This is a genomic window from Coleofasciculus sp. H7-1, from assembly GCF_057473865.1.
Genome location: NZ_JBYCCT010000001.1, coordinates 22,027 through 47,031 on the forward strand (window position 1 = coordinate 22,027; position 25,005 = coordinate 47,031).

The following is a 25,005-nucleotide window of genomic DNA, read 5'->3' on the forward strand; positions in this document are numbered from 1 at the left end:
AAGATAAAAAATGTTAGAAAAATCACCGTTATCCCAATTAAGCGATCGCAATGCTATAGCTATTATCGGAATGTCGGGTCGCTTCCCAGGAGCCAAAAATATCGACGAATTCTGGGAAAACCTGAAAAATGGGGTGGAATCTGTTTCCCATTTCACAGAGGAGGAACTCCTAGATGCAGGAGTAGACCCAGCATTTTTGAGCGAACCCAATTACGTCAAAGCCAACGCCTTCGTAGAAGATATTGACCTGTTTGACGCGGCTTTCTTTGGGATGAGCGATCGCGAAGCCACCCTGATGGACCCGCAACAGCGACTAATTCTAGAACACGCTTGGGAAGCGATCGAAAGCGCCGGTTACGCGCCAGAATCTTATCCAGGTGCGATCGGCGTTTACGCAGGTGCAGGTTTAAGCAGTTACTTATTAAACAACATTTATCCCCACCTTAGCCCTTCAGAAATTCAGCAATTTACCCAACTTTGGCATATCAGGTTACCAAACGCTCACGATAGTTTACCAACGCGGGTAGCTTACAAACTCAACTTAAAAGGCCCCGCAATCAACGTTCAAACTGCCTGTTCGACTTCCTTAGTTGCAGTTCACCTAGCTTGCCAAAGTTTGCTGAATAACGAATGCGATATGGCGCTAGCTGGTGGTATTTTCATCCGAGTTAATCCAAAAATTGGTTATCTTTATCGACCGGGGATGATATTTTCTCCCGACGGTCATTGTCGTGCTTTTGATGCTAAAGCAGAGGGAACTTTTTATGGCGATGGGGTGGGAATCGTCCTTTTAAAGCGACTCAGTGAAGCACTCGCCGATGGAGATTGCATTCATGCTGTAATCAAAGCTTCAGCAATTAATAATGATGGTTATGTGAAAGAAAGTTTCACAGCACCTAGTATTGACGGTCAAGTGGCAGTCATTTCTAAAGCTCAGGAATTAGCTGGAATCGACCCGGAAACTATTACTTATGTAGAAGCACACGGTACGGGAACAGCGCTGGGAGATCCGATCGAAATTGCCGGATTAACTAAAGTTTTTGCAGCCAAAACGCAAAAAAAGCAATACTGTGCGATTGGTTCGGTCAAAACCAATATCGGACATCTGATTTTTGCCAGCGGTGTAGCGGGACTAATTAAAGCTGTCCTGACTCTTAAACACAAATTAATCCCGCCCAATCTCCACTTTGAACAGCCAAATCCCAGAATTGACTTTGCCAATAGTCCTTTTTATGTCAACACCCAGCTCTCAGAATGGAAAACCAACGGCACTCCCCGCCGTGCTGCGGTTAATTCTTTTGGAGTTGGCGGTACAAATGCTCATGTCATTTTAGAAGAAGCGCCTACCAATTCTGGGCTTCCGTTAGCAACAATAGAGCGCTCATCCCATCTTTTGACTCTCTCCGCTAAATCTGAAAATGCGCTGCGAGAATTAGCACAACGTTATCAGGAATTTTTAACCAAAGAACCAACAGAAGACCTAGCTAATATTTGTTTTTCTGCCAATACCGGACGCACCCACTTTAACCATCGTTTAGCGGTAGTCACTGAATCAATTGCACAATTGCAAGAACAGCTAGGGGCTTTTGTAAAAGGGGAAGAAACTAGCGGACTGACGCACGCACAAGTACGGGGCAAATCCCCCAAAATTGCATTTTTATTCACGGGTCAGGGTTCCCAATATATCAACATGGGACGGCAACTCTACGAAACCCAACCCACTTTCCGCCAAACTCTTGACCGTTGCGATGAAATATTGCGCCCTTATTTAGATGTATCCTTGCTTTCAATTCTGTATCCAGAATCGAATAGTAACCCATCTAAAATCGACGAAACTGCTTACACTCAACCCGCCTTATTTGCCTTGGAATATGCCTTAGCTGAATTATGGCAATCTTGGGGCATCATTCCCGATGCAGTCATGGGTCATAGCGTGGGTGAGTACGTTGCTGCTTGCGTTGCCGGAGTATTCAGTTTAGAAGACGCCTTAAAGCTAATTGCCGCACGGGGACGACTGATGCAGGCTCTACCTCCAAATGGCAAAATGTTAGCAGTTCTAGCAACAGAGGCGCAGGTATTAGCGACGATTGAACCTTATAAAGCCGAAGTAGCGATCGCTGCTATTAATGGCTCGCAAAGTATTGTGATATCCGGTCACAGCCAAGCCATAGAAACTATCTGTGCCGCTTTAGAAACTCAAGGGTTAAAAACAAAATATTTGCAAGTTTCTCACGCCTTCCATTCCCCCTTGATGGAACCGATGATAGCGGATTTTGAGCAAGTTGCCAAACAAGTGACTTACTCCGAACCGCAGATTACTTTAATTTCTAACGTCACAGGAAAACAGGTAACTGCTGAAATCGCCACGCCGGAATATTGGTGTCATCATATCCGCCACCCCGTAAAATTTGCCGCAAGTATGGAAACACTTCATCAACAAGGTTATGAAGTATTTCTCGAATTAGGGTCAAAACCAATTCTGTTAGGAATGGGTCGCCAATGTATCCCTGAATCTGATGCAGATTCTCCTTACCTCTGGCTTAAGAGTTTGCAGCAAGGACAACAAGATTGGCAACAAATTTTGCAAAGTTTAGGCGAATTATACAGGCGCGGAACTAAAGTAGATTGGTCGGGGTTTGACCGGAATTATGTACGTCGCAAAGTCGCGTTACCGACCTATCCCTGGCAGAAAAAACGCTTTTGGCTGGAACCAGATAACAAAGAGGCAAAAGATTCAACTGCAACTTCTCTATCTTCTCCAGGCAATCAATACCATCATCTACTCGGTCAACGGCTGCGGTTGCCATTTTCTGAAGAAATTCGCTTTGAATCTCGATTTAGCCTCAACTCACCTTTCTATGTCAACGACCACAAAATCTATGGAGCGGTAGTTGTTGCGGCGGCGTCTCATATTTCAATGGTTTTTTCGGCAGTTAAAGAAGCTTTTGGTGTTGAATCTTGCGAGATTGAAGACTTATATATTCCCAATGCTTTGATCCTACCTGAAGAAGGCAGTCGGCTCGTTCAATTGGTACTGAATCCTCAATCTAAAGAAACTACTTTCCAATTAGCCAGCCTCAAAGAAGGAGCCGATCAAAATGATGCTAATTCCTGGAGTCTGCACGCAACTGGAAAAGTGCGTTACTCCCAATCAATAACGATTACAACTTCTGAATCAGCGAAGTGGCAAGAAATTCGGCAGCGGTGTCAACAGGAGATTTCTGGTTCGGAATTTTACGCCAACTTTATCGAAATTGGTTATAACTGGGAAGCTTCATTTCAATGGATAGAAACAATTTGGCTGGGAGAGGAAGATGCTTTAGCAAAGATGCAACTTCCTCAGTTACCGGACGATATTTTGAGCGAATATCAGTTTTATCCGGGTTTAATTGATTCTTGTTTTCAAACCCTAGCGATTTTCTGGTTTAAAGAACTAGAAAACAGCGATTATATTTACATTCCATTTCACATCGATAGCTTCAAGTTTTACAAGCGTCCCAGTCGGTTTACTCATCTATGGTGTCATGCTAAAAAGCGGAATGATGCCTCGCCAGACGGAAGCACGCTCGGAGATTTAATTCTATTTGATGAAAATGGAGAAGTCATTGCCGAAGTAATCGGTCGCCAGTCTCGGAGAACGAATCGTCAAGTGCTGTTACGCCGTCTCCGAAATAAGGATACCAGCGATTGGCTGTATGAGTTTGTATGGCGATCGCAACCGCGCGATCTGGAAACCCTCTCTCCAAACCTCTCTCCTGCAAGAAGAGAGGCTTTGAATTCTCCCCCCTCCCTTTTAGGGAAGGGGGTTGGGGGGGTAGGTTCGCCTTATCCGAACAGTATTAAAGCACCAGGCAATTGGCTGATTTTTACTGATACAAACGGAATTGGATTAAAGTTATCGCAACAACTCAAAGAATTGGGTGCAAAGTGCGTTCTGGTGTCTCCAGGACTCAGTTACGAAAAAGTTGGAGATGGCGATTATCGCATCAATCCATCCAATCCAGAAGACTTCCAAGATTTGCTACAGGATATCGCTCTTGAAAGTAAATCTCCTTATCGGGGAGTCGTTCATTTATGGAGTTTGAACCAGACAAAAATCAACTCTGTAACTGCTTTACAAAATGACCAAGTTGTGGGTTGTGGCAGCGGGCTGCATCTCGTTCAGGCTTTAATTCAAAGTGGATGGTCAACGCTTCCTCGCTTGTGGTTAGTCACTCAAGAAACTCAACCCATACAACCTGCATCCGTTCCTTTGCAAGTACAACAAGCACCACTATGGGGATTAGGGCGCGTCATTGCAATGGAGCATCCAGAATTGCACTGCACTTGTCTTGACTTACCGCTTGAAGAAAGTGAAATCGATATTCTGCTGAATGAAACGCTTTTTCCAGATTCAGAAAATCAGATTGCTTATCGTCAGGGAGTCCGTCACGTTGCCAGATTGATACGACGTTCTCAGAAAGTAGAAACTGTTAGTAAATCTCAAGAACCTGTACAACTGAAAATATCTAACTACGGCAGTTTAGAAAATCTTACCTTAATGCCAATGCAGCGACGTTCGCCAGCAGCGGGAGAGGTAGAAATCCAAGTCTGCGCCACGGGACTGAATTTCCGAGACGTGCTGAATGCGCTGGGAATGCTCAAAGAATATTATGCACAGCATTTGGGCATTACTTCTGCGAGCGAGATGAGCTTTGGATTTGAGTGTGCTGGAAAAATAGTCGCCGTAGGAGAAGAGGTGAAAAACTATCGCGTTGGCGATGAAGTGATGGCAGTGATGCAGGTGCATAATGCGATCGCGAGTTTTGTCACCATCCCCACTCAATTTATCGTTCCAAAACCAGACAATTTAACGTTTGCAGAAGCCGCAACCATTCCCCTCGCTTTTTTAACGGCTTACTATGGATTGCACCATCTAGCGAAAATCAAACCAGGCGATCGCATTTTGATTCACGCTGCGGCTGGAGGTGTAGGTCAAGCAGCAGTCCAATTAGCTCAAAAAGCCGGGGCGGAAGTTTTTGCAACAGCGAGTCCGAGTAAGTGGGAATTCCTCAAATCGATGGGAGTGAAATACGTGATGAACTCCCGCAGCTTAGATTTTGCCAATGAGATAATGAGTCTCACAAAGGGACAGGGCGTGGATGTTATTCTCAACAGTTTGAACGGCGAATTTATTGCGAAAAGCTTTGAGGTGCTAGGTAAAAACGGTCGCTTTGTCGAAATTGGCAAACTTGGCATTTGGGATGAACAGCAGGTGCGCGAAGTTAGGTCGGATGTTTCCTATTTTCCGTTTGATTTAGGTGAAATTAGGCGACAAACTCCAGAATTAGTCCCATCAATGTTTGGGGAACTCGCGCAACAGTTCAAGCAAGGCGATTTGCAACCCTTATCTTACCAAATATTTCCCATATCTGATGTTGTCAGTGCGTTCCGATACATGGCTGGAGCCAAGCATATTGGCAAAATCGTCATTTCAATGCCAGAAATAACTGCCGATTCACAGCAGATTTCGATTCGAGAAAATGGTACTTATCTAATTACTGGCGGTTTGGGAGCGCTGGGAATTCAGGTAGCTCGATGGATGGTAGAACAAGGTGCGAAACACTTAGTTTTAACAGGTCGTCGCGATGCAACTGACACGGTACAAGCAGCAATTTATCAACTAAAAGAAACAGGAACTAACGTTAAAATTGTCAAGGCAGATGTTGCCAATGCTTCAGAGATAGCCCGCGTTTTGGAGGAAATTCAAACTAGCGGAGAGCCTCTGCGCGGTATCATTCACGCTGCTGGAGTTCTGGATGATGGCGCATTGCTACAGCAAAATTGGGAGCGTTTTACTAATGTAATGGCTCCAAAAATAGCAGGAACTTGGAATCTGCATAGCCTCACCCAGAACTTGCCTTTAGACTTCTTTATCTGTTTTTCTTCGGTGACAGCATTGATAGGTACGCGGGGTCAAGGCAACTATGCCGCCGCCAATGCTTTTATGGATGCGATCGCTCATTATCGCCGTCAATTGGGGATGCCGGGATTAAGCATAAACTGGGGATCTTGGGCAGATGCTGGCATGGCAGCTAGCTTGGACGATCGCATTCAAAGCCGCAGAGAAGCGCGGGGAATCGGCGCGATGTCTCCAGAGTTGGGATTGCAAATTTTGGGCGAGTTACTCACACAAAATGCCGTGCAAGTTGGTGTGTTTTCTTATGATTGGTCGAAGTTTTTACAACGATTTCCCAACGATGCCAATCCGGTTCTATTCTCAGAATTAGTTCGCCAAGCACCGACACAAGGAAAAACTTCTTCTCAGCCTGCGCCTAAGCTGGAAATTCGCCGTCAATTGCAGGAAGCAACCGATCGCGATCGCTTCCCCCTGGTATTAACGTTCGCGCAAGAACAGGTGGCAAAAGTGCTGGGGTTAAAGCCAGCCCAACTCGACTTACAGCGCGGTTTAACTGAAATGGGACTTGATTCTCTGACGGCGATCGAACTGAGAAGTCTGATGAAAACTCACTTGGGATTAGACGTTCCTATTGTGAAATTTATGGAAGGCGTCAATGTCACCAGTTTGGCAACTTACCTAAGCGATCGCCTAATAGAAATAGATACACCCTCCTCTGCTACTTCTGGAGTTACACCAACCCAAATCGAGCTAAACAACGGCATCAACTCTGAAAATGCGGCGCAGATATTGAACCAATTGGATAATCTAAGTGATGAAGAAGTAGACGCTTTACTTAATTCTATGGGTTCGGAAAGCAGCTGATAATCAAGTTTAAAAGATAATAATTGTGTTAGATTTGTTAAAAATTTAAATTAGATAATTATGAGCAATCTTTCGCCCCAAGAAAAACGCGCACTTCTAGCACGACTGTTGCAAGAAAAGGCTAGCAAAGCTAAATTTCAGTATCCCCTCTCTTACGGTCAGCAAATTCTGTGGTTGTTGTACCAGAATGCCCCGGAAAGCCCCGCTTACAACGTTGCCTTTACCGCACGCATCAGAGGCAATGTCGATATTTTTGCCTTGCGAAAGGCGTTCCAAATGCTGAGCGATCGCCATCCTTCCTTGCGGAATACTTTTGCGATCCAAAACAACGAACCCGTGCAAGAAGTTCATGGGTATCAAGAAGTTTACTTCGAGCAAATAGACGCAGCAACCTGGAACGCAGACGAGTTAGCTCGGCAAGTATTTAAAACCTACCAGCGTCCCTTCAATTTAGAACAAGAACCCGTCATGCGGGTTAATTTATTTACTCGTTCTGTAGAGGAACATATCCTGTTGCTAACCATCCACCACATTGCCTGCGATGGATGGTCAATTTGGCTGATTCTCGATGAATTGCGGGTACTTTACTCTGCGGCAAAACAGGGAACCAGCGCCTCTCTACCGGCGCTGACTTTGACGTATGGGGACTACGTTCGCTGGCAAAACGAAATGCTGGCAGGTGCAGATGGGGAAAGACTTTGGACTTACTGGCAGAAACAACTAGCGGGTGAGTTACCGATGCTCAATCTGCCAACCGATCGTCCGCGTCCGCCCGTGCAAACTTTTAATGGCGCATCTCATCCCTTTCGGCTGACGCAGGAACTCACCCAGCAACTTCTGCAATTGTCCCAGGCGGAAGGCACAACCCTTTACATGACTCTATTGGCAGCTTTTCAGGTATTGCTGCATCGCTACACGGGTCAAGAAGATATTCTCGTGGGATCTCCCATGACAGGCAGGACTCAAACTGAATTTACACCCATTGTGGGCTACTTTATGAACTTGCTTGTTTTGCGAGGAAATCTTTCTGAGAATCCCACATTTAAAGCCTTTCTCAGTCAAGTGCGTCAAACGGTGTTAGGCGCGATCGCCCATCAAGATTATCCCTTTCCCTTGCTGGTCAAGCAATTGCAGCCAAACCACGATCCCAGTCGATCGCCACTTTTCCAAGTTTCATTTATTTTACAAAAGCCCCAACAATTTGCAGAAAGCATAGAGTTAGTGGCAGGCATTGAAGCAGGAGTCGCAGTTAATTGGGACGATATTCAGCTGAAGCCTTTTAAAATGGCTCGGCAAGAGGGCGCGTTTGATTTGACCTTAGAAATGGTGGTAGGCAAAGAAACACTTTTTGGCGAGTTTAAATACAATACCGACTTATTTGATGCCTCAACTATCAAGCGGATGAAAAATCATTTCCAAACCTTGTTAGAAGGCATCGTCGCCAATCTGAATCGGCAGTTGTCTGAATTACCACTTTTGACCAAAGCTGAACGGCAGCAATTACTAGGAAATTTGAATGAAGCAACCTCTCTAGTAGAGGGAAAAGACTTCAACAATTTTCGCGATCGCTCGAATTTAACCGCTAATCAGTTCCTAATTTGGTTAGGGCAACAGTTGTATCCAGAAGCCCTAGTTTATAACAATGCCTTCAGTATTTCCATCCCAGCCTATATTTCACTCGCACACTTCCAAGCAGCGTTTCAGGCACTTGTGAATGCCAGCGATGCTTTAAGAACAGTGATTGAAGAAATTGACGGAGTGCCCCAGCAACGGGTGATAGCCAATTTCCCCTATACTGTGGAATATTTCGATTTTTCTCAAATTTCCGATCCTGATGAACTGCAAAGCTGGATCGACAGGCGATCGCAAATTTCTTTTGATTTAAAAAATTGTTTATTTGATTGCGTACTCCTAAAATTATCCGAGCAAAAATATGTTTGGTACTTAAAGATCCATCAGATTATTGCCGATGGGTTTTCTTTTGGATTAATCTTTGAGTATGTATCTACCCTTTACGAGCGCTCTCTGAACAATGAATTACAAGAACCGTTTCAAATTCCTCAATTTCAAGATTACATAACTTACGATAAAAAATATCAAGAATCTTCCCGATATTTAAAAGCTAAAGCCTATTGGGAGCAAAAGCTGTCAGAACCAATTGAACCGATGGCATTTTACGGTCAGCGCCGTTTAAAACAAACAACACTTGCGGAAAGAGTTGCCTGCGATCTGGGTGTCGATCGCACTCAAAAACTTAAAGCGATCGCTGCTTGTGAAGCGGTAACTGGAAGTACAGATAACACATCTTTATTTAATATTTTATTAGGAATTTTGGCAATTTATCTTTACCATATCTGTGGTAAAAAGCGGATTTCAATTGGAATGCCGTTACACAATCGACGGTCAAAGATTTTTAAGAAAACAATAGGCTCTTTTGCACAGGAAGTACCCCTACGAATTGAAATTGAAGAGGATGATAGTATCCTATCTTTAATTAATCGAATTTCTAGTACAACATCCGAAGCGATCAGATACGGTCAGTATGCGCTTGAAAATCCTATTCAGAACCCGATTTACGATATTTTATTAAACTATGAGCTTCAAGCCTCCTCTGAATTTCAGGGAGTCAAAGTAACAAGTGAATCGGTTCATGCAGGACATCGGACTGAAAGCCTCGCTGTTAGAATACGCGATTGGGATTCATCAGGAAACCTGGTTCTCGACTTCGATTTTCACAAAGATGTTTTTGATAAGGAACTACAAAGTTTAGCTATTCAACATTTTCTTAAGGTACTAAATTCATTTTTAGAAGAAAAAAAACAACCAGTTAGTCGAATCGATTTGCTTTCTGCTGACCAAAAACAACGTATTTTAGGCGAATTTAATCAAAAGTTAGCAAAATTTGCAACCGAGCAAACTATTTTTCAACTGTTTGAAGATCAAGCGCAAAAAACGCCAGATCGGATTGCGGTTGTTTTTAAAGACCAATCTCTTACCTACGCCCAATTGAATGCCAAAGCAAATCAATTAGCACGCTATCTTCAGTCTTTGGGAGTAAAACCAGAGGTGCTAGTAGGTCTTTGTGCAGAACGTTCTCTAGAGATGATTGTGGGGCTATTAGGTATTCTCAAAGCTGGTGGGGCTTATGTACCGTTAGACCCAGCTTATCCCCAAGACCGCCTCGCTTATATGCTGTCAGATTCGCAAGTGCAAGTGCTATTAACTCAGGAAAAGCTGATATCTTTGCTTCCTGAAAATAAAGCACAAGTTATTTGCTTAGATACAAATTGGGAAAAATTATCTCAAGAAAGCGAAGAGGATTTACTGAGTGCAACTAAGCCAGAAAATTTGGCTTATGTAATTTATACTTCAGGTTCTACAGGAAAGCCTAAAGGAGTTGCGATCGAACATCGCTCTTTGGTCAATTTTACCCAAATTGCTATTTCTGAATATGGATTAACGCTAAGCGATCGCATTCTCCAATTTGCCTCTATTAGCTTCGATACAGCCACCGAAGAAATTTACCCCTGTCTTACTTCTGGCGTAACGTTAGTGTTACGAACTGATGAAATGTTGAGTTCGGCAGCAACATTTCTGAAAACCTGCCAAGATTTAGATCTAACAGTTTTAGATTTGCCGACAGCCTACTGGCATCAAATAGTTTCTGAATTAGAGACAACAGATATCGTTCTTCCTGAATCGCTGCGCTTGGTCATTATTGGCGGAGAAAGAGCAATTCCAGAACTGGTGAGAATCTGGCAAAAGCGTGTAGGCGATTATCCCAAATTAGTGAATACTTATGGTCCCACTGAAGCAACAGTTGTCGCCACAATGTATCCCATAAACACATCCGCAAATATACAGCAACAAGTACCGATCGGACGCGCGATCGCTAACGTACAAACTTACATCTTAGATCGAAATTTACAGCCTGTTGCGATCGGTATTCCAGGCGAATTACACATAGGCGGAATTGGCTTAGCTAGAGGCTACTTAAACGACTCCAACTTAACGCAAGAAAAATTTATTCCCAATCCTTTTAGCAATGAACAAAACGCCCGCCTTTACAAAACTGGAGACTTAGTTCGCTACCTAACCGACTGCAACATCGAATTTCTTGGTCGGATTGACGAGCAAGTTAAAATTCGAGGTTTCCGCGTTGAAACTGGAGAAATTGAAGCAGCTTTAAGCGAATATCCCCAAATTAAATCAGTTGCAGCTATTGCGAAAGAAGACAAATCAGGCAACCATCGGTTAGCTGCTTATATTGTTTCTAAAGAGAAGAACGTAACCGAACAAGAGTTGCGAAAATTTCTCCAACAGAAACTTCCTGATTATATGATTCCCTCAGTCTTCACGAACTTAGATGCTCTCCCGTTGACTGCTAACGGGAAAGTTGACCGTCGCACCTTAAGCGAACTGGAAATCCAAACCAATGTTTCAACCAGATTCGTTGCACCTCGTACTCCCACAGAGGAGAAATTAGCTCAGATTTGGGCAGAAGTTTTAGGAGTCGAACGAGTGGGACTCCACGACAACTTTTTTGAACTGGGAGGACATTCCCTTATGGCAACTAAAATCCTTGCTCGTATCCGCCAAACCTTTTCAGTAGAATTACCCATACGCTCTTTGTTTGAAGCGGTTACGATAGTTGAATTGAGCGATCGCATTGAAACTATTCAATGGCTAAAATCAACCCAAGTACCATCCGCAGACAACGATCTAGAAGAAGGAGAACTATAAAACTATTAAAAAATATTTGCATTTGACAAAGTTGTAGGGTAAGCAGTGCCCATGATAAACCTTACAACCCATACAAAAAGTTGTTTCTGGGAGTGCCCACCTTACGTTAATTAGCTCCCTCTACTTATCCCTTAGTTTATAAGGATTCAAAAAATGCGAGTTTTACTTATTTATCCCCTATTTCCTAAAAGTTTTTGGTCTTTTGAAAAAGCCATAGCGCTGGCAGGTCGTAAGGCCTTGCTGCCGCCCTTGGGTTTAGTAACTGTAGCAGCAATTCTTCCCCAACAGTGGGAATTTAAGTTAGTAGACCGGAATGTGAGTCAGATAACTGAAGCGGATTGGGCTTGGGCAGATTTAGTTGTTTTATCGGCAATGATTGTCCAGAAAGAAGATTTCCTCTTTCAAATTCAGGAGGCGAAACGACGAGGCAAACCAGTTGCAGTTGGGGGGCCTTATCCAACCGCTTTACCCGACGAAGCCAAAGCGGCTGGGGCTGATTATTTGATTCTTGATGAGGGAGAAATCACCCTACCGATGTTTGTAGAAGCGCTTGAACGGGAAGAAAATGCGGGAATCTTCCGGTCTGGAGGAGAAAAGCCCGATGTCGCCCAAACACCCATCCCACGCTTCGACCTATTGGAGTTTAGTGCGTATGCACAGATGTCAGTTCAGTTTTCGCGGGGGTGTCCCTTTCAATGCGAATTCTGCGACATCATTGTTCTGTATGGTCGCAAACCTCGAACCAAAACCTCAGCACAACTCTTGGCTGAATTAGAACGTCTCTATGAGTTGGGTTGGCGAGGCACCATTTTTATGGTGGATGATAACTTTATTGGTAATAAGCGAAATGTCAAACTTCTGCTAAAAGAGTTAAAACCCTGGATGGTTAAATATAGCTATCCTTTTTCTTTTGTCACCGAAGCATCCGTTGATTTGGCACAAGACCAAGAACTGATGGATATGATGGTGCAGTGTAATTTCGGATCTGTCTTTTTAGGAATTGAGACACCCGATGAAGAGAGCTTAACTTTAACTCGCAAGTATCAAAATACGCGAGACTCTTTGAGCGAAGCCGTTCATGCAATTACGCGGTCAGGACTGCGGGTAATGGCAGGATTTATTATCGGGTTTGATGGAGAAAAAGCGGGAGCAGGCGATCGCATTGTTGAGTTTGTCGAAAAAACCGCAATTTCTACCGCCGTTTTCAGTATGTTGCAAGCGCTACCCGATACCGCCCTCTGGCATCGACTCAACAAAGAGGGACGCCTCCGGAGCGAATTGGGCAATATCAATCAAACGACATTAACGAACTTTGTGCCAACCCGTCCCTTGGAAGAGATTGGCCGCGAGTATGTCGAAGCATTTTGGAAACTGTACGAACCAGAGCGTTTTCTAGACCGCGCCTACCGTCAGTCTGTGATTTTGGCACGGGCAAAGTATCCCAAAATCCGAAAAGCTACTCATAAAAAACTGACTTGGGCATCGATGCGACCCCTACTGATTATTTTTTGGCAGCAAGGGGTTGTCCGAAAAACTCGTTGGCAATTCTGGCTCCACCTGTATAGTTTATACCGACATTATCGAGGCGGCTTGAGGCGTTATTTATCTCTTTGCTCTGAACTAGAACATTTCCTGGAGTATCGCCAAATTGTCAAACAGCAAATTGAAGCCCAATTAGCTGAGTATCTAGCAGAAGAAGCAAAGATGGTTAAAGCTTGTTTGTAAACGAATTACCTGCTAGTACTCGCTAGCCAAAAATACCACATATTTCGCCCTGAAGCATGGTTGCCAAAAAATACCTTTACCTATATTTGTTGTCCACCTCGCTTTACTTCTTATCTACCGCTGTCTGTTAAGAATTCTGCGCCTAAAATTTACTCACAATCTCCCTTCTTTTGTGTTGCTTCAATACATTCAAGACTCTATTGCCGGTATCCGTTGCGGTTGGTCGGCTGGAATGAAATTGGACAATATTAAAGACTAAAAGAAGTGGTAAAATGCAAGACTTTGAGGCATGGAGACAATCCAAAATCCCAAATCGCTTAACTCATTGCTGATTTTGTAACCAAGTAGTCAACTCGGATATTGCTGAAAAGTCGAACAGCGCGTCACTTAAATCATCTAATTGCTCAATTGACAGTCCTTGAAGCTGTTGTTGTAATTCCGGAGAAATTGTACCAAATCGACGTGAAAGCATCCGAGTTAGAGTTCCTAACTTGCCTTGTTTTGCACCTTTTTGGATAAGTTCTTGATAAATAAGTGATTCTTGCATAAGTTCCTCCCTTAAGTATTGTCGAATTAACTGTCTATCAAACTTTAAGGCTGCTAATACCTCTACACAAGCAGAAATATTTTGCTGCTGTTCTCGTTCTTCAATTCTATCTATCTATTTGTCTGGCAACCTGCTCTAACAGATTTGCTGGAACATCATTCCTTGCCAAAACAGCTAAGGGTAGCAATGCGGGATTATTCAGCATTGCTATGGCAAAAGCTATTTTTCTACTCGGCAATGATTTTCGTACTTTCGCATTTTTGGGAATTTTGGCTGCGCTTCATTGCGTAAAGATATACTAAATCTTCAAGCGGGTGTTGTAGCAGTTATAAATTTTACGGACATCTAGGTTTCTATTAGTCAGTGACAACATGAGCGATCGCGTAGCGTCCCGGAACCAGAATCGCACTCTCGTCAATAAGAGTGCATAATCGCATCTCCCGGCAACCCGACCGAATAGCCTACACTTTCCTAGAAAATACAAAGTTAGATCCTGTGCAGTAATATTATCTCAAAGAACTAAACCATGCCATATCTACTCCATCAGCTTCTAGAAACCAGCGCCAAGCGATACCCAGCTAAAGAAGCAGTCATTTATAAAAACAACGCCATAACCTATCAGCAGCTAGACACACTTTCCAATCAACTAGCCTAGGTTCTCAGAGACGCTGGTATTGAAAAAGGCGATCGCATCGGTATTTGCTTAAACAAATCCATTGAAGAAATTGTAGCAATTTAGGGCATCCTTAAAGCTGGCGCTGTCTATGTTCCCATCGATCCATTGTCCCCAGCCCAGCGAATAGCCTTTTTTATTGAAATGCAGCTAGGCAATGCTTTAGTTAGGCAAACTCGCCTTTCGGATGCGATCGCGTCTTACCAAACCGCACTCCAATTTTAGCCGGACAACGAAAGAAATATATTTGGAACTAGGAAAGGTTTTAGGAAAAGAGAAGAAATGGGAACAGGCGATCGCTGCTTACCAACGTGCGATTGAGCTAAACCCAGATTACTTGCGATCGCACAAATATTTAGGGGATATCTTAGCCGAAGGCGGTCAAATTAACGAAGCAAGTCTCTGTTATCGTCGCGCCTTGCAGTTGCAACCAAAAACCTGTTAAAGCCGTCTATTTCTCCTTCCCTAACTAAGCCGTAAATCAGATAAGTTAGAGAAATACAGAGTTAGACTCAGAATGCCATTCCGAGTAGGTGTATGATTATGAGTCCTTTGACATTAAATTTAGACACCGTTCACCTGACAGACGAACAGTTCTACAAAATCTGTCAAAATAACCGCGAGTTTAAATTTGAACGAACGGCTTCGGGAGAATTAATTATCATGTCACCCGTTGGAGGAGAAAGTGGCAATCGAGAAGCCGACTTAATTATCGATTTGGGAATCTGGAATCGGCAAACTAGACTCGGTTATACCTTCAGTTCTTCCACGATATTTAAGTTACCCAATGGTGCAGATCGCTCTCCTGATGCTGCTTGGATTCGTAGGGAACGCTGGGAAGCCCTCACTCCCGAACAAAGGCGTAAATTTCCCCCCATCGCACCCGATTTTGTCATTGAGTTAAGATCGGCAACAGAAGATCTAGAAATGTTGCGCTCCAAAATGCAGGAATATATGGATGCAGGGGTGCAATTGGCATGGTTGATTAACCCCCAACAACAGCAAGTGGAAATTTATCGCCCAGGACAGGACGTGGAAGTGCGAAATCTTCCCACAGAATTATCGGGTGAAGACCTATTGCCCAGATTTAGCTTGAGTTTATCCCCGTACTTGTAGATTGCCGGAATTCTAATTCTGTCAAGTCTCCACTGTCGATCCACACCCGCCAGCACAGTCCCAAAAGCGATCGCTTCTTACCGTCGTGGGATCCAACTAAACCCAGATTACTCGCGATCGCACAAACACTTAGGAGAACCCAACTTGGGTAATAATTCAAAATATATTGGGCATGCTCTTTGATCCCACATAACGCTAACCATAAATAAATTTATGCAACTCCAATTTGTTCTATACAATGGCGATATAAACTATTTTTCCATCGGTAAAGTATGTTTTCAACCATTTCTTAACTATGGGAAACCAAATTTTTCACTTGTTAAATTGGGTAATGATAAAAAACGTTGTATTCTTTTTCTTCGACTCTCAAATTTAATTGCTAAGGGTAAAGCATTTGCTAACCTTTCTAAGCTCACTTTTTTGATTGACTGTAGGAGATGAAGCAAAATTTTTAGGAAAATGAATTCTGCTGTACTCAGTTGACTTTTTAAGTGGTTTTGGTAAAAATTTAGGTAACATTTTTAACAGATAGGTCTTATTGCAAATGGAAGGACTATTTTTTTCTATCATGAACTGTTACACCCTATACATATAAAGCTTTTTAGGCTATTTCGTCCCGTTATCGGCGCGGTAGAAAATCGCATCAAGTACATCGCGCCCGCTCTACATCTGGCTTACTTCCCAACAACTTTTCCAACCGTAGCAGCGGGGCTATCCGTTTCCATTCCGCATCTTTCAAGTCACTCTCGTAGATATTATGACTCATCACCGCTACTCGGTTGAAGAACGCATCTCTATCACTATCCTGGATTCAATCTCGGTTCAGTTTCTCTTCACGTTTATTTACAAACAGTTTCTTAAGCTAAATCCTCTGCTGATTCTGGTCTGACTACACTGGTTCATTACCTCCAACCTTCGTTCATTGAGCTTTGACTCTGACCAAGGGGCATCAGTTAAAAAGCGGATGCGCCGCCTCGGAGGAAACCTCCGAATTTAGGCGCACCAAGGGTGTAAACGAGCGCACAGCCACCCCTACAGCGTTCTCTGCGATCTGGAACAGGTTTTTGAAGGCGCAAGCGCTATGGTGCGGTCAGCCAGATTTGCAGGAATCGCGTGACTGACTTCAATGACCACTTAATGCTGACGGCAACCGGATTGTGGAACTTCTACTTGATGGCTGCGTAAATCCCTGAAATTGCTAGAGTCGCTTGCTCACAACCATTCCCTATTTCACAACAAGTCTATTACCGTGAAGCTTGGTATAGGGGCTATCTTCCCTAAGAATTTTTGGCTGATAAATTTTACATAGTGGGTGGCGTAACCGAGGTGTTCTTGATGCTGTAAGGGCTGGACAGTGCCACTTCAATCGCCCATCCCGGCTTGAGATTGTTGAACAAGCGATCTGGAATTATGTCCATAACCGCGCAAAGGGAATCACAGGACTTACGCAACATCACCACATTTGGGGGCAACCACAGAGGGATTGAACCGACAAGAACGCTATATGTATAAGCTTTGCGTAAATCCCGATCGGTAAAATTGTTGCCAGGTCCCCATTCCCAGGCATACCAGCCAATGTCGTGCTTGTGACATTCCTCCAAGATGGTTTTATAGTCGATTTCTCCCTCTGGACTACAGATGCTTTGATGCTCACCCGCATATCCTCCGAAGCGAGAGAACTCTCCTATAATTAAGGACATAGCCTCGATCGCTCTAATCTAAACGCTATTGAAAGAGAAGATTACATCCTTGTGATTGAGGTTTTTGATGTCCGTTTTTACGAGGGAGAAACTGCTGTGTCTAATCAACTTTCTCGACGTCACCTTTTACAGATAAGTAGCTGCTTTGTTGCTGGAGCAGCTACTACTCTACTTAGCAAACTCGCTCCCGTTTTGGCTCGACCCGCTAGACTTGCAACAAAGGCAATCCCCGCGCAAAATACCGAGGTTCTTGCCCAAAATACCTCTGGCTCTATCAACAACCTGTGGAATGTAGGTGTTACATAGTGGGTGGTGTAACCGAGGTCTTCTTGATGCTGTAAGGGCTGGATACTGCCACTTCAGTCGCCCATCCCGGCTTGAGATTGTTGAACAAACGATCAGGAGTCATATCCATCACAGCGCAAAGGGAATCATTAAAAGCGTTGCCAGGTCCCCACTCCCAAGCATACCAACCGATTTCGTGCTTGTGACATTCCTCTAAGATGGTTTTATAGTCGATTTTCCCATCTGGGCTGCATATGCTTTTATGCTGACCAGCGTATCCTCCAAAACTAGAGAACTCTCCCACGATCAGGGGATAGCCTAGATCAACTGCCTTTTGTAAATTTGATCGGATAAAGTTAGCATCAGCACCATCGGACATAGACCAATAAAGGTGAACTGAGAAAAGCAAATTTTTGTCCGGGTCAGCGTTGAGTAGAGTAGGTGCAGTAGTATTGAGAACTGCTAGATTTTTACCCCACTCCGCCGCGTCTATCACCAAAGGGGTACGAATTCCTGCGGCGCGCATGGTTTTAATAGCGCTTGTGTAACCAGCAGTAAACTGATCGCTACTCACCTTGTCATCCCCAACTTCATTGCCAATATTTACTAATAGATATTTTTGATGTTTCCGAATAAGCGTCACAACAGTGGGCTGAACCCAATAGTTCACCAATTCCTGGAGGCGACTCCAGTCGCCTGTAGCATCATGTAACTCAATCATCGGGATGAGATGGTTGTTTTTAGCATTGGTAATCAGTTGATCGAGCACATTAAGGTCTGTTGGACCTTGTTGAGTTGCTATAGCCCATATGATCCTGACTGAATTAGCTCCCGTTTTGCGAATCTCTGGAAAGGAAATACTGCCTGTGGGATCGTCTCCATCCCATACCGACATTTTGTTGACTCCTCGCAAGATTACTTTGTTACCGAGCCTGTCATATAGATACCGACCTTGAGTGTAAAAGGCTAAAAATTCACGACGATTCATAAATAACTCCTTGACTCAACAGAGTCAGATTGACGGCAATTTCCTAAACCTGCTGTGGCAGTAGAAAATCTCGGTTGCTAAACAAGATGATAGTTTTGGAAACTTCGGATTAAGTGTTTCTGTATTTAAAATTCTCACTCTTTAATAAATGCGATCTGCGCTTTGCAGCAGCGCTTCGTGATCGCACATCTGTCGATCGCGCGGATTGACCCTAACGTTATGCTTGAGATAATCCTTCAACCAGTGGCAACCCCGATCTATTAACTGCTCAGGTTCTAGCATTTGGGTATTCCAGATTTCAACTTGGGCATCATCGCTGACCGAAACCAGGGTTTTACCATCCGGATTAAAAGTCAGATTCCAGAATGGATAACCATGTCCTGTGATCCTTTGGATCTCTTGCCCTTCGCCAACATTCCACTGCCGAATTGTGCCATCATCGCTGGCAGAGGCAAGGCTGTTACCGTCGGGGCTAAAGCTTAGTGCTGTCACACCAGCAGAGTGTCCTGTGAGTGTTTTCAATTCATGACCGTCTAGCGTCCAAAGTTTAATCTTTTTGTCACGACTGGCAGAGGCAATGGTTTTGCCATCGGGACTAAACCGGACGCGGGTAACGTAGTTGCTGTGCCCGTGAAATGTTTTTAAGATTTGTCCCTGAAGGTTCCAAAGTTTGATCGTGCCGTCGTTGTGAGCAGAGGCAATGAGCTTGCCGTCGGGGCTGAAGCTCACACTCCATACCTTACCCGCATTTGCTTTGAGCGTTCTCAGTTCTCGACCGTCAATCTGCCACAGCTTAATGATGCCATCGTAACTGGCAGTCGCCAGGGTCTGACCATCGGGACTAAAACTCACCTCACGGACTTCATTACTGTGCCCTTTGAAGGTTTTCAGGAGTTGTCCCTTGAGGTTCCAAAGTTTGAGAGTTTTGTTACAACTGGCAGAGGCAATGGTTTTGCCATCGGGACTAAAGCTGAGGCTCCAAATACGATTCCAATTACCGCTCTTGGCGCTAATCGTTGCCAGCGCTTGCCCCGCCCGACTCCACAACCGAATTGTCTGATCATCTCCGGCTGTGGCAATGGTGTTGCCATTGGGACTAACGCTCACACTATATAGAGAATCGGTATGTCCAATCAAGGTCTGATGATTTTCATTGCTCAACTTCCACAACCTGACGGTATCATCTCCGCCAGCAGTCGCGATCGCCTGACCATCGGGACTAAAACTAAGTCCAAACACAAAGTTGTGATGTCCTTTGAACGTTTTGAGTAATTGTCCCTCCAGATTCCATAATTTGGCAGTTTTATCGGCGCTGATTGAGGCGATTGTCTGACCATCTGGACTGAAACGCACCCCAATGACGAAATTATCATGTTTGCCAATCTTTGTAATCATCTTTCCCTCTAGGTTCCACAGTTTAATCTGGGTGTCTCCACCTGCTGTGACAAATGACTTACCATCCGGACTAAAACTGACTCCAAAAATTGCTTGTGGACTTGCCCGGAAGCTTTTGATTTCCTGCCCATCCATCCGCCAAAGTTTGACAATTCCCCCTTGATCTGCAGCGACGATGGTTTGTCCATCCGGACTGCAACTAAGGCTCCAAACCTGTAACTCATGTCCCGCCAGTGTTTTGATTTCCTGCCCATCCATCCGCCAAAGTTTGACCTTATGGTTGGTACCAGAAGCCGCAATCACTTGACCATTGGGACTAAAACAAAGATCAGCCATAAAATTTTCTTCATCGGCTTGCCCAGGGAAGGTGATCAATTCTTTGCCCTCCACCGTCCACACTTTAACCGTGTTGTCGGCACTGATCGCTGCAATTCGCTGTCCATTCGGGCTAAACTTCACACTTCTGAAAGACTGATTTTGTCCCGATAGTCGTTGGAGTTCTCGTCCATCAATACTCCACAGCCTGACTGTGTTGTCCTCACTCGCAGTTGCCAGAGTCTTGCCATCTGGACTAAAATCCACACTTCTGACCTGATCGTTGTGACCTTCTAAGCGATCGCGTTCACTGATTTGAAATAGCGATCGCTGCAAAGCCAACCGGACAGATGCTTGGGTGTTGGCATCGGCCCAAGGAGCGGCTTTTAACTGAATGGCAGCTTTGAGGGCAGCGAGTAAGGCATCCAGTTCTTGATTGGCATTTAGTGCAGCCGTTGAGGAGAGACTAAGGGATTTGATTCTTTCCAGTTGTGTCTCCTGGATCATCCTTACCGCCCAGATTCCCGTTGCGATCGCCACCAATAGGGAAAGCGCCAGGATCGTCCCGCCTGTCCGGATGCGTCGAGTAGCCTTGTGGTTTGCCTGTGTCAAGGTTTGATTGGCGTCTGCCAGTACCAGGTTGGCTTCTGCCAGAATCCCGGAAGCTTCTGCTTCTGCCTGAAACCGCTGTTGTAAATCGCTTTGTTCTAATTCGCGACTCGCCTCTAAAAAGCGATAATCTTGGTCGCTAATGCTTTTATCTGCTGCCCACTGCTGGGCTTTTTGTAACATCTCTCCGCGCAACAGCCATGACTCTTCTTGTCCCTTTGATTCAAGCCAACCTGCTAACGCTACCGAATAAAAATCAGGACGAATGGCGGCTAATTCTTTCTCAACCCAAGTCTGATCAAAAACAGATTCATAAATGCGGTTATAAACGCAGAGCTTGCCTTGTTGCTTGACGACTAATCCTGACAGTTGCAATTCCATTTGTTCAGGACTGTCATCTACTGTTATTGCTTTGAGGTGTAAAATCTGCTGATAAAGCCCTAAAAGCCGACCTCTGCGCTGACCACTGCCTCGAATGCGATCGCGGATTGTCCTCAAATGCGGAGGATTATCCTGAGACTCCCAATTCTCAACAATATACCGTTGAACCAACTGCTCAATGTTTGGCTTTCGGCTTTCAGCTTTCTCTGCAACCAGCTTACATAACTTCTGAGTGAGAAAGGGTTGCCCACCTGTCCAGTCTAAAATCTCTTGTAAAACCGTCACCGGATTATCTACGCTTGCGATTAATCCCTGAGTTAAAGGTGACTTAGCTTCTGCCAGTTTAAACCCGGTCAGATCGATTGCTCGACCGATGTTAAAGGGGGTTCTTTGTTTATCAACCATCAACTCGGCTGGGACTGCGACTCCCAATAAACAGAAGGTTAAGCGATCGTAGAGGGGATTGTGCGAGCGCTGTTCATAGCAAGCGCGAATTAAGGCAAACAAATCGTCGGTTGAAAAATTTAAGCTTTTGACATTATCAATTTCTTCTAAAAAAATACAGACTCTAGGACTAGAAACTTTGACCAATAAAACATCTTCAATGAACAGACTGAGTTGTTGAATTGCCGAGAGTTCGGTTTGTTCGCTTCTCCAAGCTTTCAAATCAAACTTTCCTGAAAGCTTGAAAACTCTGACCAATTCCACCACTAACCCTTTGTACCATTGGTCAGCAGTCACCTGCTTTGCACCGAGTTTAGTTACATCAACTGCTGCACAAGCAATTTTTTTGGCTTCCAACAGTTGCATCGTTCGCGCCTTCAAGCTCGACTTTCCCATCTGCCGAGAGTTGAATACATAACAAAATTCACCCTTTTCCAAAGCTGCTAACAGTTCTTGGTCAGCTTGCCGAGTTACATAACAAAGTGCATTGGGCGGTAAGCTTCCTCCAACCTTATATTCGTAATCTCCGTGATAGATTGTATTGATCATTTTGCTAGGTTTGGAGAACTCAACTCTCAAGAAAGATTGGTACTGAAATACTGACGATATAGCTCACAACTCGGTGTTACCTGGTTGCCATTGAGATGTACGAGTCCCATACTGTCTAACTGATAGACAGCCACGGATTCCAACTGAACTGGACTTTGAGCAGTCACAACCTGCTTCAATGCTGCGGCTAATTCTGGCTGCTGTTTCACATGCCCTAAGCAACGCCGCAAATGGTCACTATAAATCCCAGCATGAGTGGGAGCAGCTTGCAGTAATTGCCCCAGTGTCACATCTTGGTGTGCAAGGTGATACAAGGCAAGTCGAATCAGATAGGGATGCCCTTCGACCATCGTGGTTAATGGTTGGGTTTCTTCAACAGTCCAAGTCAGACCATGTACCTGAGCCAAAGTCTGGACTTGCTGTTGATTAAACGGCGGCAATCTTAGCGGCAACCCAACATTAAACGGAGATTGATTGATATTTAAGGAGATATACACTTCTGTTGAGTGCGCTATAACCAATCGAAGTTTTCGCCAACTTTCCTCAATCATGGCTTCTTCATGCCATTCTCGGAGTAGCGCCAGAAAATCTTCAGCAATATCAGGATAGTTAAAAACGGTATCAATTTCGTCCAAGGCGATTACTAAATTTGTGTCTAGTTGCGCTAATAAATAAGTTTGAAAGTAGCCTGTACAACTTACCTTGCTACCAATTTCTTCGTCCCAATAATCATCAAGTTTTGGTTCTATATTCAGTTGTCTGGTAACGTTCAAGCAAAACCAGCGTAAAAATTTATTTAAGTTTGTAAAGACTGTTTTTTCAGCTTTTCGCAAATTCAGGCGAACAACTTGATAATTTTGTTGCTTGGCATAGGCTAAAACTCGATGGAGTAAAGAGGTTTTCCCTATCTGTTTGGGACCTCTAATCCGAATAAGAGAACCCGGCTTCAAAATCTCTTTGTAACAGTCGGATTCAATTGGGGGACGCTCTATATAAAAAGGAGAATCTAACGCGAGGGGTCCGTCTGGAAATTCTAAATTTGTTGCAAAAGTTAACATTGGTGAGGTGGTTTCTAAATCAATTTGCCTTTGCCATTCTCGCTTGAGCGCCTGTCGAAAGCTCTTTTTAGTAACGTCTTCTCCTAATGCGTCCGAGAGCTTCTTCCACAATCGATAACCAATGTCTTTATTGATGTAGCTAACACTGCGAAAGAGTTGTTCGGCAATCTCCTCATAACTCTTGCCTTCCCACGCACCTTGCAGCACCTCGATTTCAATGTCGCTGAGATGCTTTCCAGTATGTTTAAATACCAGTGTGCCAACTAGATTTTGAGTTTGCTCCCAAGACAGTTCTGATTCAGGGTGCATAACTTAGATAAGCAAGGTGAATACCCTTGGTTATATCAAGGATTGATAAGTGAAGCAATTGGGTAACTTAACCTGACTTTTCCAGACTTTTTGCTTCAAACACGATTTGCAACCTAAGTTTGTCTGATTTATTGATAGAAACTTCCAGAACTTCCCCAGTTATCAGATCGAGTTCTGATCAGTAACCATAGTAGACATGAAGCAGAAATGAAAGCCTAATTTAGGTGAGTAATCAACGATTAACTAGCTACCGATATGACCCTTCTGGTTCAATCAGGGACTCTACCAAAATTCGACTATGACTAAGAAAATCAGAACTGAATTGAACCAACTAAGGAAAACAAAAATGAACACACTAAATGCTCGCTTTCTATCCGCAATGTTGGCGGGTCTGAGTTTGTCTTTTGGACAGAGTGCTATGGCTGGCGGCTTTGGTAACGATGTCAAACTTTGCCCTGCTGGCCAACCATGTATCACAGGGTATCAGTCCGGCAATCAGATTATCTTCAAATTTACTAATGATGGTTGGGACTTTTTCAATGTTCGATATGCACGAGTAGGAGGTGGAGAAAAACAACTAGAAAATCGCTCCGGATCATTCACTTTCAACAATGTTCAATCAAATCGTGTTTATACACTCAAAGTCCAAGGTTGCAACTCACACTTTTTAGGGCGATCGACTTGCTCTCCCTGGACTGAGGAGTCCGTTACTACACGATAACGGGTAGCAACCATCTATGACTGAGCAAATTAGGATTAGGCATCGTGGGTGCCTAAATCCAAATACCAAACGTATCAGTCATCAGAAGAGTACAAACTCAGTATTCAACTCACTGCAATCTTTACACACAAAGTAGGTTCACCATGTTTTTCTCATCAAAGTCTCATTCACTTACCAATACGACCATTCTGCGTCGAACAGCTCTGCTAGTTGCCATCGCAACTTCGATCGGTGCTGCTTGTTCCGTCCCAAGAGTATCTGCTACATCGCTGGGTGTCCATACTCCTCTAGTCTCAGCTTCTACTGTTAAGAGCAGTCCTGTTCGGCAGTTTTCTATTGCCCAAAGCAGGACACAAGAGAGCGTGCAAGGCATCATCTACGCCGTAATGGATAACGGCGATCTCAAATGGTATCGCCACGATGGAAGAGCTGACGGCACTTTCAGATGGACAGCGGGTGACGGCGGCAAAAAAGTTGGCACTGGATGGAACTTCAAGCAGGTATTCTCTGGTGGCGACGGCATCATCTATGGCATCAAAGATAATGGCGACTTGATGTGGTATCGCCACGATGGAAGAGCTGACGGCACTTTCAGATGGACAGCGGGTGACGGCGGCAAAAAAGTTGGCACTGGATGGAACTTCAAGCAGGTATTCTCTGGTGGCGACGGCATCATCTATGGCA

At 44.2% G+C, this 25,005-nt stretch carries 14 protein-coding genes and 2 pseudogenes; 8 read left to right on the forward strand and 8 right to left on the reverse strand.

Annotated elements, in window-relative coordinates; all coding sequences use genetic code 11:
- The first annotated feature begins 10 nt into the window (after positions 1-10).
- From AC2VDX_RS00045 to AC2VDX_RS00055, 3 genes are all read left to right on the forward strand, one after another.
- Positions 11-6,763 (forward strand): SDR family NAD(P)-dependent oxidoreductase, encoded by a 6,753-nt coding sequence (locus AC2VDX_RS00045; RefSeq protein ID WP_378172829.1) that lies wholly within the window; start codon positions 11-13, stop codon positions 6,761-6,763.
- 60 nt (positions 6,764-6,823) lie between these two features.
- Positions 6,824-11,506: an amino acid adenylation domain-containing protein gene (locus tag AC2VDX_RS00050; protein WP_378172827.1), complete on the forward strand. Its 4,683-nt coding sequence runs from the start codon at positions 6,824-6,826 to the stop codon at positions 11,504-11,506.
- Between the two features lie 153 nt (positions 11,507-11,659).
- Entirely contained in the window at positions 11,660-13,231 is a 1,572-nt protein-coding gene (locus AC2VDX_RS00055) for a B12-binding domain-containing radical SAM protein (RefSeq protein ID WP_378172824.1), read from the forward strand.
- Between the two features lie 322 nt (positions 13,232-13,553).
- Here the strand turns inward: AC2VDX_RS00055 and AC2VDX_RS00060 are convergent, their stop codons facing one another.
- Positions 13,554-13,778, reverse strand: coding sequence for a DUF4351 domain-containing protein (locus tag AC2VDX_RS00060; RefSeq protein WP_378172821.1), 225 nt, complete (start codon positions 13,776-13,778; stop codon positions 13,554-13,556).
- Positions 13,779-14,304: 526 nt separating this feature from the next.
- Here AC2VDX_RS00060 and AC2VDX_RS00065 point away from each other — a divergent pair.
- The 3 genes from AC2VDX_RS00065 (at position 14,305) to AC2VDX_RS00075 (ending at position 15,567) form a co-directional block, all read left to right on the forward strand.
- The gene (locus tag AC2VDX_RS00065) at positions 14,305-14,433 is read left to right on the forward strand and encodes a hypothetical protein (protein WP_378172819.1); all 129 of its coding nucleotides are present in this window, start codon (positions 14,305-14,307) and stop codon (positions 14,431-14,433) included.
- 205 nt (positions 14,434-14,638) lie between these two features.
- Entirely contained in the window at positions 14,639-14,896 is a 258-nt protein-coding gene (locus tag AC2VDX_RS00070; protein WP_378172816.1) for a tetratricopeptide repeat protein, read from the forward strand.
- A gap of 92 nt (positions 14,897-14,988) precedes the next feature.
- Complete coding sequence (locus AC2VDX_RS00075) at positions 14,989-15,567, forward strand: Uma2 family endonuclease (protein WP_378172813.1); 579 nt, start codon at positions 14,989-14,991, stop codon at positions 15,565-15,567.
- Positions 15,568-15,701: 134 nt separating this feature from the next.
- Here AC2VDX_RS00075 and AC2VDX_RS00080 read toward each other — a convergent pair.
- From AC2VDX_RS00080 to AC2VDX_RS00095, 4 genes and pseudogenes are all read right to left on the reverse strand, one after another.
- Positions 15,702-16,046 (reverse strand): annotated as a pseudogene (locus AC2VDX_RS00080) (IS4 family transposase); the annotation flags it as partial.
- A 164-nt stretch (positions 16,047-16,210) separates the two neighbouring features.
- On the reverse strand, positions 16,211-16,333 hold the full coding sequence (locus AC2VDX_RS00085; RefSeq protein ID WP_378172811.1) for a hypothetical protein: 123 nt from the start codon (positions 16,331-16,333) through the stop codon (positions 16,211-16,213).
- 92 nt (positions 16,334-16,425) lie between these two features.
- A pseudogene (locus AC2VDX_RS00090) lies at positions 16,426-16,633 on the reverse strand (hypothetical protein); the annotation flags it as partial.
- A gap of 235 nt (positions 16,634-16,868) precedes the next feature.
- Positions 16,869-17,267, reverse strand: coding sequence for a hypothetical protein (locus AC2VDX_RS00095; protein WP_378172808.1), 399 nt, complete (start codon positions 17,265-17,267; stop codon positions 16,869-16,871).
- Between the two features lie 96 nt (positions 17,268-17,363).
- Between AC2VDX_RS00095 and AC2VDX_RS00100 the strand changes: the two genes are divergently transcribed.
- Positions 17,364-17,573, forward strand: a complete 210-nt coding sequence (locus tag AC2VDX_RS00100) for a hypothetical protein (RefSeq protein WP_378172806.1) — start codon at positions 17,364-17,366, stop codon at positions 17,571-17,573.
- Here AC2VDX_RS00100 and AC2VDX_RS00105 read toward each other — a convergent pair.
- From AC2VDX_RS00105 to AC2VDX_RS00115, 3 genes are all read right to left on the reverse strand, one after another.
- On the reverse strand, positions 17,566-18,540 hold the full coding sequence (locus AC2VDX_RS00105) for a glycoside hydrolase family 5 protein (protein ID WP_378172803.1): 975 nt from the start codon (positions 18,538-18,540) through the stop codon (positions 17,566-17,568). The two genes, AC2VDX_RS00100 and AC2VDX_RS00105, sit on opposite strands and share 8 nt — an antisense overlap.
- A gap of 141 nt (positions 18,541-18,681) precedes the next feature.
- Positions 18,682-22,233 carry a WD40 domain-containing protein gene (locus AC2VDX_RS00110; protein WP_378172800.1) on the reverse strand — a complete coding sequence of 1,184 codons (3,552 nt, stop codon included), beginning with the start codon at positions 22,231-22,233 and terminating at the stop codon, positions 18,682-18,684.
- Positions 22,234-22,259: 26 nt separating this feature from the next.
- Positions 22,260-23,600 (reverse strand): AAA-like domain-containing protein, encoded by a 1,341-nt coding sequence (locus AC2VDX_RS00115; RefSeq protein ID WP_378172798.1) that lies wholly within the window; start codon positions 23,598-23,600, stop codon positions 22,260-22,262.
- Between the two features lie 864 nt (positions 23,601-24,464).
- On the opposite strand from AC2VDX_RS00115, the gene AC2VDX_RS00120 reads away from it, so the two are divergent.
- The coding region (locus tag AC2VDX_RS00120) for a tachylectin-related carbohydrate-binding protein (RefSeq protein WP_378172792.1) at positions 24,465-25,005 on the forward strand (541 nt) is incomplete at its 3' end.

Coding starts and splice junctions, on each gene's coding strand:
- AC2VDX_RS00045 (WP_378172829.1), top strand. CDS start 11: ATGTTAGAAAAATCACCGTTATCCCAATTAAGCGATCGCAATGCTATA.
- AC2VDX_RS00050 (WP_378172827.1), top strand. CDS start 6,824: ATGAGCAATCTTTCGCCCCAAGAAAAACGCGCACTTCTAGCACGACTG.
- AC2VDX_RS00055 (WP_378172824.1), top strand. CDS start 11,660: ATGCGAGTTTTACTTATTTATCCCCTATTTCCTAAAAGTTTTTGGTCT.
- AC2VDX_RS00060 (WP_378172821.1), bottom strand. CDS start 13,778: ATGCAAGAATCACTTATTTATCAAGAACTTATCCAAAAAGGTGCAAAA.
- AC2VDX_RS00065 (WP_378172819.1), top strand. CDS start 14,305: ATGCCATATCTACTCCATCAGCTTCTAGAAACCAGCGCCAAGCGATAC.
- AC2VDX_RS00070 (WP_378172816.1), top strand. CDS start 14,639: ATGCGATCGCGTCTTACCAAACCGCACTCCAATTTTAGCCGGACAACG.
- AC2VDX_RS00075 (WP_378172813.1), top strand. CDS start 14,989: ATGATTATGAGTCCTTTGACATTAAATTTAGACACCGTTCACCTGACA.
- AC2VDX_RS00085 (WP_378172811.1), bottom strand. CDS start 16,333: ATGAGTCATAATATCTACGAGAGTGACTTGAAAGATGCGGAATGGAAA.
- AC2VDX_RS00095 (WP_378172808.1), bottom strand. CDS start 17,267: ATGTCCTTAATTATAGGAGAGTTCTCTCGCTTCGGAGGATATGCGGGT.
- AC2VDX_RS00105 (WP_378172803.1), bottom strand. CDS start 18,540: ATGAATCGTCGTGAATTTTTAGCCTTTTACACTCAAGGTCGGTATCTA.
- AC2VDX_RS00110 (WP_378172800.1), bottom strand. CDS start 22,233: ATGATCAATACAATCTATCACGGAGATTACGAATATAAGGTTGGAGGA.
- AC2VDX_RS00115 (WP_378172798.1), bottom strand. CDS start 23,600: ATGCACCCTGAATCAGAACTGTCTTGGGAGCAAACTCAAAATCTAGTT.